At 65.9% G+C, this 12982-nt stretch carries 10 protein-coding genes and 1 tRNA gene; 7 read left to right on the top strand and 4 right to left on the bottom strand.

From position 1 onward, the window contains the following. On the top strand, nt 1–628 hold a 628-nt coding region (locus DXK94_RS21700), incomplete at its 5' end, for an HNH endonuclease signature motif containing protein (protein WP_258868557.1). 102 nt (nt 629–730) lie between these two features. Here DXK94_RS21700 and DXK94_RS14070 read toward each other — a convergent pair. From DXK94_RS14070 to DXK94_RS14085, 4 genes are all read right to left on the bottom strand, one after another. Beyond that, nucleotides 731–806 (bottom strand) — tRNA-Arg (locus DXK94_RS14070). A gap of 112 nt (nt 807–918) precedes the next feature. Next, nucleotides 919–2463, bottom strand: coding sequence for a ferredoxin--NADP reductase (locus DXK94_RS14075; RefSeq protein ID WP_115525456.1), 1545 nt, complete (start codon nt 2461–2463; stop codon nt 919–921). Beyond that, the gene (locus tag DXK94_RS14080) at nt 2460–3332 is read right to left on the bottom strand and encodes an FAD:protein FMN transferase (RefSeq protein WP_115525457.1); all 873 of its coding nucleotides are present in this window, start codon (nt 3330–3332) and stop codon (nt 2460–2462) included. Before DXK94_RS14080 ends, DXK94_RS14075 begins: the two co-directional genes overlap by 4 nt. A 3-nt stretch (nt 3333–3335) precedes the next feature. Next, the gene (locus tag DXK94_RS14085; protein ID WP_115525458.1) at nt 3336–3812 is read right to left on the bottom strand and encodes an FMN-binding protein; all 477 of its coding nucleotides are present in this window, start codon (nt 3810–3812) and stop codon (nt 3336–3338) included. A 172-nt stretch (nt 3813–3984) separates the two neighbouring features. On the opposite strand from DXK94_RS14085, the gene argS reads away from it, so the two are divergent. The 6 genes from argS to rho all read left to right on the top strand — a co-directional run bounded on the left by argS (nt 3985) and on the right by rho (nt 12947). After that, nucleotides 3985–5634: an arginine--tRNA ligase gene (gene argS, locus DXK94_RS14090; RefSeq protein ID WP_115525459.1), complete on the top strand. Its 1650-nt coding sequence runs from the start codon at nt 3985–3987 to the stop codon at nt 5632–5634. A 5-nt stretch (nt 5635–5639) separates the two neighbouring features. Beyond that, a complete protein-coding gene (gene lysA, locus DXK94_RS14095; RefSeq protein ID WP_115525460.1) occupies nt 5640–7115 on the top strand; it encodes a diaminopimelate decarboxylase in 1476 nt (491 codons plus the stop codon). Further along, complete coding sequence (locus DXK94_RS14100) at nt 7116–8432, top strand: homoserine dehydrogenase (protein ID WP_115525461.1); 1317 nt, start codon at nt 7116–7118, stop codon at nt 8430–8432. It abuts the gene before it with no gap. Continuing rightward, nucleotides 8433–9539: a threonine synthase gene (thrC, locus tag DXK94_RS14105; RefSeq protein ID WP_079597661.1), complete on the top strand. Its 1107-nt coding sequence runs from the start codon at nt 8433–8435 to the stop codon at nt 9537–9539. Between the two features lie 2 nt (nt 9540–9541). Next, the gene (gene thrB / locus DXK94_RS14110) at nt 9542–10516 is read left to right on the top strand and encodes a homoserine kinase (protein WP_115525462.1); all 975 of its coding nucleotides are present in this window, start codon (nt 9542–9544) and stop codon (nt 10514–10516) included. A gap of 292 nt (nt 10517–10808) precedes the next feature. Then, the gene (gene rho / locus DXK94_RS14115) at nt 10809–12947 is read left to right on the top strand and encodes a transcription termination factor Rho (protein WP_115525463.1); all 2139 of its coding nucleotides are present in this window, start codon (nt 10809–10811) and stop codon (nt 12945–12947) included. The last annotated feature ends 35 nt before the right edge of the window (nt 12948–12982 follow it).

Raw genomic sequence — 12982 nt, forward strand, 5'->3', positions numbered from 1 at the left:
GGACGGAACGCCTTTGGAGATCGGCCGCACCAGCTACCGGCTCACGAAAGCCATGAAACAGGCACTCCGCCTCAGAGATGGCAGATGCACCTTCCCCGGCTGCAACAACCACACCCTGGACAACGAAGCAGACCACCTCACAGCATGGCAACACGGCGGAACCACCGGAATCAGCAACCTGGCACAGCTCTGCCCCAAGCACCACCGGCTCAAGCACAACAGCGCCTGGACCCCCACACCGGCCACCAAAAACGAGCCGCCCGGCTGGACCTCACCCACCGGCCGCACATATCACAGCGAACAACCCTACTGGCAACCACCCCAGTGGCCTGCGGGGTTGGCTGACAGTCAGTCCGAGCCTGCCGTGCTGCCCGGGGACCGTTTGTGCGAGTTGGTCGTGCTTGAGGATCTGGAGCTGCTTGAAGACCCGGGTTTGCCGGGTTGGCTTGAGCTGCCAGAGGATGTGCAGCCCCCAGGATGGTTTGATCTGCCTGAAGACTTGGCACTGCTTGATCTGCCGGACGACCGGGACGTGCCTGAAGACCCAGGGGTTCCGGACGTCTGGCTGCCACGGGACCCGGACCCCGACTGGCACCTCTCGTTGGCATTCGAGACGTGTGACGCCTAACGGGCAGAACTGAGCCCGAAGCCAGCTGGATAAGGCAATACGGTTGGGTTTAGCCAGGGGCAAAAGGAAAACACCCCGGTCAACAGACCGGGGTGCTTCACATGGTGCCCTCGATAGGATTCGAACCTACGACCTTCTGCTCCGGAGGCAGACGCTCTATCCCCTGAGCTACGAGGGCAATCCGGGGTTCCTGCCGTTGCTGGCGGGACGTCCTAGAGCTTAGCAGTAAGGTGGCCTGCAAGCGAAAATTGGCGCGTCCCCGCCGGGCCTGGAGCCATATCCGGGGGTAATTAGTAGCCGGAAAACGAGTCCACATGCACCCGCCGGGCCCCCGCTTTCCGCGCCGCACGGCGAAGCGACGCGACACTGGCGGGCGAACCGGAAACATAAACGTCCCGGGCGGCGATGTCCGGCACAAGCTGAGCCAACGTCTCCCCGTCCAGTCGTGCGCCATGTCCCGAAACGGCGGCCATTCCAGCCGGTGGCTCTGAACCGTCCGCGAGATGAACCAGGACCCGGACGCCGGAGGCCCTTAGTTCGTCCGCGTAGGCCACCTCGTCGGCGCTCCTGGCCAGAAGAAGCATTACAGCGTCGCGCTCCCGCAACTGGCCGGACGCCAGATGGGAGAGGAAGGGAGTGATGCCGATTCCGGCCGCGATGAGCAGGACAGGCTTGTTGGGGTCGCCGGGCAGGATGAAATCGCCGCCCACGGACGTGGCGGCCAGCTCGTCGCCAGGCTTCAGGGCGAGGAGCACTTTTTTTGCGGCGGACAGCGGCTCGGCGGTCCGCACACCAAACTTCACAAGGCGTTCCGTAGGCGAACCAGTCAGGCTAAACACCCGGCGTCGGCCTTTCCCGTCAGACTTCGCGTGCGGCAGGTCCAGCTCCATGTACTGGCCCGGAAGGAACCGCACGGCCCTGGCCGGCTCGAACGAGAACTCGGTGGTGCTGGGGGTCAGTTGGCGGCTGCCTGCAAACCGCAGCTTCACGCCCCCGCGCTGGCCCACCAGGAAAGCCAGGAGATTGCCCAGCAGCAGGGCTGCCTCGGGCGAGTTGGCGATAAAACCCAGGTTGTAGGGCACCGCAAACACCACCCCCACCACGGTTGCCAGCGCCAGTTGCTGCCACCGGCGCGGCGGCAATGTCAGGGGTTCCGTGAGCATGAAACCTACAAAGAAGAGCAGCGGCCGCTGGGCCAGCGCCTGGTAAATGCCCATGCCCGCCGTCATCCCCGCGCGGAGAAGCTCCACGGTGATGATGGATGTGGCAACAAGGGTAAACACCGAGGCCATCAGGAATTTCCGGGTCCGGTACAGGACCAGGAGCACGCCCGGAACCAGCAGCCACAGCATTGCCGGGGTGGCCGCCCACCACGTGGCAATGTTCAGTCCCGTAAGGCCGGCAACAAAGGCGCCGGCGGCTGCAGGATTGAAGATGTGCCGGCCGCGCCAGGCAAGCGCATATTTCGACGCCGACGCCAGCACACACGCCAGCGCCACACCGGCCACGTCCAGAGCCTGAAACGAGGGCCAGAACAGGAAATAGAGCAGCAGCCCGGTGATCAGCGAGGACTCCGAATGCGGACGCACCCGGAAAAGCGCCGCCAGTACACGGTTGGAGGCGTATGTCAGGCCAAGGCAGAGCACCAGGTGTGCCAGCATCTCGGGGATCCCGAACGTCAGCCAGCCGAGGACATCCAACAGCAGGCTGTAGGCGGCCAGGGCTGCGAGGACCAGCAGGATGAGCCGGTACATCGTGAACCGGCCAAGCATGGTGTCCAGGCGGCCTGCGACGGAGGGAGCCGGACCGGTCTTCGGCGTTTCAACAGGGCTCATGTGAACAGTGTCCCTTCAAATTCTTCCGAATAGGCGGCACTTCCATCGGAAAACACCGTCAGCCACGAGAACGGGAACGTCTCCTGGAGCTCTGACCCGGGTACGAAGAAGAGCGCCGTTGCCAGCGCGTCGGCCAGTACGGCAGTGTCCGCCATTGCCCAGGTCGCGACGGCGGTCCGGACGGGCTGTCCGGTCATCCCGTCCAGCACGTGGTGCAGTCCGTCGCCCCAGACGCGGCGGTTTGCCGCCGAAGCGCACAGCGAACGGCTTTCGAGTTGGACAATTCCGATCGCCTGCTCAGGGTTGTACGGGTGTTCCAAACCCACCTGCATCGCCCCCACGCCGTGCGCCAGAAGGTCCCCGCTTGCGTCGATGACATATGAGTCGACGCCGTCGGCCGCCAATTCAGCAGCGAGCAGGTCCACCAGCAAGCCCTTGCCGGCAGCGCCAATGTCCAGCACAACGGGAGCGTGGGCCGTGATGGCAGTTTCGGTCCAGTCCAGAACGGTGTCCCAGGCCGGCGCCGGCAAGGCGGTACCGGCAGGCCGAAGCGAATAGTCCGCGTCGTAGCCCAGGCGTTCCAGGCTGGCTCCGATCAGCGGCGTCATCGCACCACCGGACAGCCGGTACAGCGTCCGGTAGAGCTCTCCGAGCTGGTCCGCTTCCGCAGGGAAGTCATAGCGGCCAGGTTCCCGGGCCATCGCGGTCACTAAGGAATCGCTCCGGAAACGGGACCAGTCGGCGTCGAACTTTTCCACCCTGGCCAGGAGGCGTGCCCGCAGGAACGGTCCGAGCGGGAGCGGTGTTGAGATTTCCCAACGCGTGCCAATCCCGTCGAACACGAAGTCCTGCCAGTTCCCGCCCGGCACCGCCTACTGCGCCTCCGACTTGATCTGTTCCACTGCCTGGTTGAAGCCTCCGCTGGTAAGGGATGAACCGGCAACCTTGGAGACCTTGAGCTCGTCAATGCTCTTGCCCACCACCTGGGAGGCGATGCCGCCGGCAAACTCGCCCTGGAACTTGCGGGTGTTGGGGTTGGAGGGGTGCTGGGTGATCTGGACGTCCGTCACAGTGCCCGAAGCAAGAGTCAGCTGCACTCCCACCGTTTCGGTTCCGTTGGGGGAAACATAGTTCCCGTCGGCGCTGTAGGTTCCGTCCTTGTAGCTGGAGCCGCTGCCGGCCAGGGAAGACGCGGCCGCCGACGGCGTGGCCGCCGCGGTTTCCGACGTGGCGCCACCGGTGGACACGGGGACGCTTTCAGTAGCGGACGGCGCGCAGCCGGCCACGGTTCCGGCGAGGGACAGGCCGGCGATGCCGGCGTAAACACTCTTGCGGACTGACGGTCTCATAAAAAGGCTCTCATTTCGGTTAAGTGTTCGGGACGGTGCTTACGCTGGAGTCAACGCTGAAACCAGCGTATTGGTTCAACTTGTAGCTGGCTTGTGGATTCCCTGTGGAATGCCTAGGTCGCCGGACCAGTCCCAATTCTTTGCTGTCAGCGGCCCCCGGTAGTCTAGAGGGGTGACTCCCGAAGAACTCTCCCTCGCCATATCCGCCTGCCTGAAAGACGCCGTCGCCACCGGTGACATTGCCCTTTCAGCATCAGCTCTGCCTGATGAGGTACGCGTGGAGCGGCCCAAGAACCGGGACCACGGCGACTGGGCCACGAATATCGCGCTGCAGCTGGCCAAGCAGGCGGGCACCAACCCGCGCGAATTCGCAACCGTCCTGAGCACGCGCCTGAAGGCCATCGACGGCGTTGCCGGGGTGGAAATCGCCGGACCCGGCTTCCTCAACATCACCGTTGACGCCGCCGCCGCCGGTGCCCTCGCCCGGATGATCGTCGAAGCTGGCACCCAGTACGGAACCAACTCCGCGCTCGCCGGCCACACCGTGAACATGGAATTCGTCTCCGCGAACCCCACCGGGCCCCTCCACATCGGGCACACCCGCTGGGCCGCCCTTGGCGACTCCATTGCCCGCGTGCTGCGCGCCTCCGGTGCGGATGTCACGGCTGAGTACTACATCAACGACGCCGGCTCCCAGATGAACGTCTTCGCCAACTCCGTCTACTCCCGACTGCACGGCCGCCCGGTACCGGAGGGTGGCTACCCGGGCCAGTACATCGCGGACCTGGGCCACGAAGTCCTCACCGAGCACCCGGACATCCGCGAACTCACCGAAGTTGCCGCGCTCCCGGTGATCCGCTCCGCCGCCTACAAGGCACAGATGAAGGACATCAAGGCCACGCTTGCGGACTTCGGCGTCGAGTTCGACGTCTTCTTCTCCGAGCAGGAACTGCACGACGCCGGCGCGATTGAAAGTGCCGTTGCGCGCCTTCGCGAGCAGGGCCACGTGTTCGACGACGGCGGCGCCGTCTGGCTGCGGACCACGGACTTTGGGGACGACAAGGACCGCGTGATGATCCGCGCCAACGGCGAGCCCACCTATTTCGCCGCGGACGCTGCCTACTACCTGTCCAAAAAGGACCGCGGTTTCACCGAGAAGATCTACCTGCTCGGCGCCGACCACCACGGCTACATCAACCGGCTGAAGGCCATCGCCGCCTGTGCCGGGGACGATCCCGAGAAGAACATCGAAGTGCTGATCGGCCAGCTGGTGTCCGTCAACGGGGCCAAACTGTCCAAGCGCGCCGGAAACATCATTGAGCTCAAGGACCTGATCGACTGGCTGGGCAAGGACGCCGTCCGCTACTCCCTGGCCCGGTTCCCGGCCGACTCGCCGCTCACCCTTGATCCGGAGCTGCTCAAGAAGCACAGCAACGAGAACCCTGTGTTCTATGTGCAGTACGCCCATGCCCGTTCGCGCGGTGCAGCCCGCAACGCCGTGGCCGCCGGAGTGGACCGTTCTGCCTTCGACGCGTCCCAGCTGGACCACGCCACGGAGAACGAGCTGCTCTCCCACCTGGGCAGCTACCCCTCGATCGTCGCCAAGGCTGCGGAGCTGCGCGAACCGCACCGCGTGGCCCGCCACCTCGAAGTCATCGCCGGCGCCTACCACCGCTGGTATGACGCCTGCCGCATCGCGCCCATGGGCGATGAAGAGGTGACCGACGTCAACCGCACCCGGCTGTGGCTCAACGATGCCACCAGCCAGGTACTCGCCAATGGCCTCGACCTGCTTGGCGTTTCGGCGCCGGAACGGATGTGACGGCAATGTCTGTGCAGACCGGAAACACCGCATCCCCGCTGGCGCCGGAGTGGCTGGCAGTTCCTGCTGACCTGAATGCCCTGCAGGAGCCGATGTGGGCAGGAAGCGTGCAGCGCAACGGCCTCGGCGAACTCACTGTCGGCGGGCGGTCAGTGTCCGAGCTGAAGCAGCAGTTCGGCACGCCCCTGTTCGTCATGGACGAGGCCGACTTCCGCGCCCGGGCGCGCGCCTTCAAGGATTCCTTCGACGCTGCCTTCGCTGACATCTGCGGCGGCGTGGATGTCTACTACGCCGGAAAATCCTTCCTGTGCAGTGCCGTGGTGAAGTGGGTGGAGGAGGAAGGGCTCTGCCTGGACACCGCCTCCGGCGGCGAGCTGGCTGTTGCCGCCCGCGCCGGCATCGCGGGGGAGCGGGTGGCGCTGCACGGAAACAACAAGTCCGACGCCGAACTCAACCGTGCGCTCGACATGGGCCTGGGCCGGATCGTGGTGGACAGCCTGTCCGAGCTCGTCCGGGTGGGTGACATCGCCCAGTCCCGCGGTGAGCAGGCGAAGGTCATGCTGCGCCTCACCCCGGGCGTCCACGCCCACACCCACGAATTCATCGCCACCGCCCACGAGGACCAGAAATTCGGACTCTCCATGGCGGCCGACACCACCGAGCAGGCCGGCCTGTCGGCGGCCGAAGAAGCGGTGGCGGCGGCATCGGCGCATCCCGGCATCGACCTCCTGGGCCTGCACTGCCACATCGGCTCCCAGATCTTTGAACCGGACGGCTTTGCGCTGGCTGCGGAGAAGCTGCTCCGTTTCCTCGCTGCGATGCAGGAAAGGTACTCCATCGTGATGCCGGAGCTCGACCTCGGCGGCGGCTACGGGATCGCCTACACCCCGGTGGACACCCCCCGCCCTGCCGCTGACATCGCGACGGCGATGGCCGCCGTCGTGCGTTCAACCTGCGCTGAGCTGGGCATTGAGTCGCCGCGGATCTCCATTGAACCCGGACGTGCCATCGTGGGCAGCACCACCTTCACGCTGTATGAGGTGGGCACGCTGAAGACCGTGCGCGTCGACGCGCCGGCCGCTTCCGGCGGACGTGAGGACGGTAACAACGTTACGTATCCGCGCCGCTATGTTTCAGTGGACGGCGGGATGAGCGACAACGCCCGCCCGGTGCTCTACGACGCGGATTACTCGGCAATTCTGGCGTCCCGCACGTCAGCCGCGGCCCCGCAGCTGTCCCGCGTGGTGGGCAAACATTGCGAGAGCGGCGACATAGTTGTTAGAGATGTATATCTGCCCGAGGACGTGGCAGCCGGTGATCTGCTTGCTGTACCGGGGACCGGCGCCTACTGCTGGGCCCTCTCGAGCAACTACAACTATCTGGCCCGGCCGGGCGTTGTCGCGGTGCGCGACGGATCTGCCCGGCTGATTGTCCGCGGGGAAACCGAAGAAGATCTGCTGAACCGCGACATGGGAGTCTGAATGACAGAATTGCGAACCCTGAAAGTGGCCCTGCTGGGCTGTGGCAACGTTGGGGCCCAGGTTGCGCGGATTCTCATTGAGGACGCCGACGCCCTTGCCGCCCGCACCGGAGCCCGCCTCCAGCTCAGCGGCATCGCCGTGCGCAACGTGAATTCCAAGCGGGACGTTGAGCTGCCGCAGGACCTGTTCACCACCGACGCCGAGACCCTGGTCAAGGACGCGGATCTGGTGATCGAGCTGATGGGCGGCATCGAGCCTGCCCGCACGCTCATCCTTTCCGCGCTGAGCAACGGCGCCTGCGTGGTCACCGGCAACAAGGCCCTGCTGGCCCAGGACGGCCCCACCCTCTACGAGGAAGCCGACAAGGCCGGCGTGCAGCTCTCCTACGAAGCTGCCGTTGCCGGCGCCATCCCCATCCTGCGCCCCATCCGGGACAGCCTTTCCGGAGACCGGATCACCCGCGTGCTGGGCATCGTCAACGGAACCACCAACTTCATCCTGGACCAGATGGATTCCACCGGCGCCCAGTTCGCCGACGCCCTGGCGGAGGCCCAGCGCCTCGGCTACGCGGAAGCGGACCCCACGGCCGACGTCGAAGGCCACGACGCCGCGGCCAAGGCCGCCATCCTGGCCACGCTGTCCTTCCACACCCGGTTCGCCCTGGAAAACGTCCACTGCGAAGGCATCACCAAGGTCAGCGCCGCGGACATCGCCGCGGCCAAGGACGCCGGCTTCGTCATCAAGCTCCTGGCAATCGCCGAGAAGCTCACGGATGCCGACGGCAACGAGGGCGTGTCCGTCCGTGTCCACCCCACGCTCCTGCCCCGCGAACACCCGCTGGCCGCCGTCCGCGGCGCGTTCAACGCCGTCTTCATCGAGGCGGAGAATGCGGGCGAGCTGATGTTCTATGGCCAAGGTGCAGGCGGTACCCCCACCGCGTCCGCGGTGTTAGGCGACCTCGTCTCCGCGGCGCGGCGTCTGGTCCTCGGCGGACCGCAGCGCACCGAGACCACCACCGGGCATGTTCCGGCGCTGCCCATCGAAGCTGCCGTCACCAGCTACTACATCGGCCTGGATGTTGCCGACCAGCCCGGCGTCCTGGCCACGATCGCGCAGATCTTTGCCGAAAACGGCGTCTCCATCGAAATCATGCGGCAGACCATCCACCGCGACGCGGAGTCCAACGTGGAATCCGCGGAACTGCGGATCGTTACCCACCGCGCGTCAGAGGCTGCCCTCGCGGCCACCGTTGAGGCCGTGAAGGGCCTGGACGTCATCAATTCAGTTACATCCGTTCTGCGGGTAGAAGGAGTCTAAGTGGCTCACCAATGGCGCGGCGTTATCCGCGAATACGCTGACCGTTTGCCCGTGACGGAATCCACCCGGGTCATCACCCTGGGCGAGGGCGGCACCCCGCTGGTGCACGCGCAGAAGCTCTCCGAACTCACCGGTTCCGAGGTTTACCTCAAGGTGGAGGGCATGAACCCCACCGGCTCCTTCAAGGACCGCGGCATGACCATGGCCATGACGGCCGCCGTCGAGTCCGGTGCCAAGGCCGTTGTCTGCGCCTCCACCGGCAACACCTCCGCCTCCGCTGCTGCCTACGCCACCGCGGCGGGCCTGAAGTGCGCCGTCCTGGTGCCCGAAGGCAAGATCTCCATGGGCAAGCTCAGCCAGGCCATCGCGCACGGCGCCACGCTCCTGCAGGTCGACGGCAACTTCGACAACTGCCTCGACATCGCCCGGAAGCTGGGGGAGTCCTACCCGGTTTTCCTGGTGAACTCCGTCAACCCCGCCCGCATCCAGGGGCAGAAAACCGGCGCTTTCGAGATCGTGGACGCGCTGGGCGATGCTCCTGACATCCACGTGCTTCCGGTGGGCAACGCCGGCAACATCACCGCTTACTGGAAGGGCTACAAGGAGTACTCCGCGCCGTTCGAGTCCGCGACGGCCGGCACGCTTCCCGCGGTTTCCACCAAGACGCCCGCCATGTGGGGCTTCCAGGCAGCGGGTGCCGCGCCCTTTGTCGCAGGCCACCCCATCACCGAACCTGACACCATCGCCACGGCCATCCGTATCGGCAACCCCGCTTCCTGGGATGGCGCCATCGGCGCCCGCGACGAATCCGGCGGGCTGATCGACGCCGTCACCGACGAGGAAATCCTCAACGCACACCGCTGGCTGTCCTCCCGCGAAGGCGTCTTCGTGGAGCCCGGCTCTGCCGCCGGCGTCGCGGGCCTGCTCAAAAAGCACGCTGCAGGCGAGGTTCCCTCGGGCAAAACCATCGTCATCACCGTCACCGGCCACGGCCTCAAGGACCCCCAGTGGGCCCTGCGCACCGAGGATGGAAGCGACGTGCAGCCGGTCAAGGTTTCCAACGACGTTGTCACCGTTGCTGCTGAACTGGGACTGGAAGAAAAATAACCTTGGACACCACCTCGCAGGCCACCGTCGGACTGCAACTCATCGAGGCCGGCCAGCGGGTCACGGTCCGGGTTCCGGCCACCACGGCCAACCTTGGCCCCGGCTATGACAGCCTGGGGCTCGCCCTGGCCATGCACGACACCCTGACCGTGGAAAGCCTGGACACGGACGAGCTCCTGTTCGATCTCCGCGGCGAAGGTGCGGAGACTTTGCCGCGGGACGCCAGCCACCTGGTGATCCGGGCCATGGACGCCGCCTTTGAGCGCCTGGGATTCCGGCACGCCGGCCTCAAGGTGACGGCTGACAACGTCAACCCGCACGGACGGGGCCTGGGCTCGTCCGCCTCGGCAGTGGTGGCGGCCGTATCGGCCGCTAACGCGATGGTGCCGGCAGAACACCAGCGCGGACAGGAATGGATCCTGCAGCTCACCAGCGAGCTGGAAGGGCACCCGGACAACGTCGCACCGGCAATTTTCGGCGGACTGGCGCTGTCGTGGCAGGACAGTGACCAGTACAGCAGCACCAGCGCCACGGTCGCGGACCCGGTCATCCCCATCGTGGCTGTTCCGGATTTCGAGCTCTCCACCGAAGCGGCCCGTTCTCTGCTCCCGGCCTCGGTGGGACATCACGCCGCAGCCATGAACTCCGGGCGGGCGGCGCTGCTGATCCACGCGTTGACGCAGAAACCGGAATTCCTGCTTGCCGGCACCGAAGACTACCTGCACCAGAGCTACCGGGCGGAGGCGATGCAGCCGAGCGCAGCGCTGATCGCCGCCCTGCGCACGGCGGGGCACGCGGCAGTGGTTTCCGGCGCCGGACCCACCGTCCTGGTCCTGGCCAACGGCGAAGCGGAAGCCTCAGATGCACTGGGATTCATCGAGGCGTTCACCTCCGCCAACACGCCTGATGTGGCCTGGCGTGTTCTGAAGCTGGCAGTGGACGTTGAAGGTGCTAAGGTGGACTTGCACCGGCGGTAATTCCGCCTATCTGATCTGGTCCTGCATTCACTTGCTCTTTGATCTCCTACTGCGAATGTATTCCGGTGCCGCCTGCTTGGTCTGTCGCAGGAATCTGCAGCATCCAACTGCCCCTAAAGCGTCAGTCCGGCGTTCCGCCATGGGCGGAGCGGAAGGTGAATCAGTATCCGGCCCTGCTGGCCGATATCCAACCGGCAAGGCCGAAATCCGGCTGCAGATCTGAACTGCAGCCCAGATCAAATCATCGCGTCCAGCTCCCAGTCTGGACGCCGTCGAGGGGGAAGGATCCTTCGTGACCGAAACCACTGAGCTGTCGCCAGCTGTGGAACTATCAACTTCTGCTGCCGAATCACCGGCAGCACCCGCCAAGAGCAGCGGCCTGGCCGGCCTGAAGCTCGCCCAGCTGCAGGCTCTTGCCAGCCAGCTGGGGATTTCGGGCGGTTCGCGCATGCGCAAGGGAGACCTGGTTTCGGCCATTTCCGCCCATCGCGCCGGCACTCCCACCACCAAGGCTCCGGCCCGGAAGGCGGAAAAGGCTACCGAGAGCGTGGCTGCTCCGGCTGTCACCGCTCCTGCCGTTGCTGCACCCGAAACTGCGGAGGCTCCTGCTGAAGCAACCCGTGCACGTGGCCGTGGCCGCAGCCGCCGGGCTGTCAGCGACGGCGTTGTAGCTCCTGCCGCCGGCGAAGCCGCCGAGGCTCCGGCCGCCCCCACCCAGGTGGAACTTCCTGCCGTTGCCGAAGCCACGGAAACGGAAGGCGCCGCAGAGCGCCGCCAGCCGCGCACCCGCAACCGCCGCCGCAGCGAAGCAGCCGCCACAGTCCAAGAAGCACCTGTTGAGGCCCCGGCGGAACAGCCCGCACCGGAACAGGCTGTTACCGAACAGCGCTCCACGGAACAGCGCTCCGAAGCGCCTGCCGCTGACACGGTCGACGCCGGCCAGCGCACCGACCGCCGCGAAGGCCGCACCCGCGGTGGCCGGGACAGCGCAGCCCGCGACTCCGACGGCGGGCGTGACAACGCCGGCAGCCGTGAGGCAGGCCAGCGCGAAGGCAACCGCCGCGACGACACCCGCGACGGCGACGATACGGACGGCGGCAGCCGCCGGAACCGCCGCAACCGCCGCGACCGGAACGACCGCAATGACCGTTCGGGCGGGCAGGACCGGGACAACAGCTCCCGCAACGACCGCTTCCGCGACCGCAACGACCGCCGTCGCGGCCGTGCGCAGGGACCCGACGTCGACGACGTCGAGGTCACCGAAGACGACGTCCTGCTGCCGGTTGCCGGCATCCTGGACGTGCTGGAGAACTACGCCTTCATCCGCACCTCCGGCTACCTCCCGGGCCCGAACGACGTCTACGTCTCCCTGGCCCAGGTCAAGAAGTACAACCTGCGCAAGGGTGACGCCGTCGTAGGTGCCATCCGTGCCCCCCGCGACGGCGAAGACCGCAGCCAGCAGTCCAACCGCCAGAAATTCAACGCGCTGGTCCGCGTCACCTCGGTCAACGGCAAGACCGCCGAAGACCTCAAGGACCGCGTCGAATTCGCCAAGCTGGTTCCGCTCTACCCGTCCGAGCGCCTGCGCCTCGAGACCGATCCCAAAAAGATCGGCCCCCGCGTCATCGACCTCGTGGCTCCCATCGGCAAGGGCCAGCGCGGCCTGATCGTCTCCCCGCCCAAGGCCGGTAAGACACTCATCCTGCAGTCCATCGCGAACGCCATCACCACCAACAATCCTGAGGTCCACCTCATGATGGTTCTGGTTGACGAACGCCCCGAAGAAGTCACGGACATGCAGCGCACCGTCAAGGGTGAGGTCATTGCCTCCACCTTCGACCGGCCCGCCGATGACCACACCACCGTGGCCGAACTTTCCATCGAACGCGCCAAGCGCCTCGTGGAAATGGGCATGGACGTGGTGGTCCTGCTGGATTCCATGACCCGCCTGGGCCGCGCTTACAACCTGGCAGCACCGGCCTCCGGCCGCATCCTGTCCGGTGGTGTGGACTCCGCAGCCCTCTACCCGCCCAAGCGCTTCTTCGGTGCAGCCCGCAACATCGAAAACGGCGGCTCGCTCACCATCCTGGCAACGGCCCTCGTGGAGACCGGTTCGAAGATGGACGAGGTCATCTTCGAAGAGTTCAAGGGCACCGGCAACATGGAACTGCGCCTGTCCCGCCAGCTGGCAGACAAGCGCATATTCCCCGCTGTGGACGTCAACGCGTCCGGCACCCGCCGCGAGGAGAACCTGCTCTCGGCCGAGGAAGTCAAGATCATGTGGAAGCTGCGCCGCGTCCTCTCCGGACTCGAGACCCAGCAGAGCCTTGAACTGCTGACCAACAAGATCCGGGAAACCCAGAGCAACGTCGAGTTCCTCATGCAGGTTCAGAAGACGACGCTTGGTGCGAAGTCGGATAACGACAAGTAGCTGAGTTCAAGGGCGGGGTGCGGATGCCTCGCGTG

The sequence above is a fragment of the Arthrobacter sp. RT-1 genome, assembly GCF_003367205.1.
Taxonomy (GTDB): Bacteria; Actinomycetota; Actinomycetes; order Actinomycetales; family Micrococcaceae; genus Arthrobacter.

Bases quoted from the DNA above. Each gene is read 5' to 3' on its own strand.
- DXK94_RS14075 (WP_115525456.1), bottom strand. From the start codon at position 2,463: ATGAGCCCTGTTGAAACGCCGAAGACCGGTCCGGCTCCCTCCGTCGCA.
- DXK94_RS14085 (WP_115525458.1), bottom strand. From the start codon at position 3,812: ATGAGACCGTCAGTCCGCAAGAGTGTTTACGCCGGCATCGCCGGCCTG.
- lysA (WP_115525460.1), top strand. From the start codon at position 5,640: ATGTCTGTGCAGACCGGAAACACCGCATCCCCGCTGGCGCCGGAGTGG.
- DXK94_RS14100 (WP_115525461.1), top strand. From the start codon at position 7,116: ATGACAGAATTGCGAACCCTGAAAGTGGCCCTGCTGGGCTGTGGCAAC.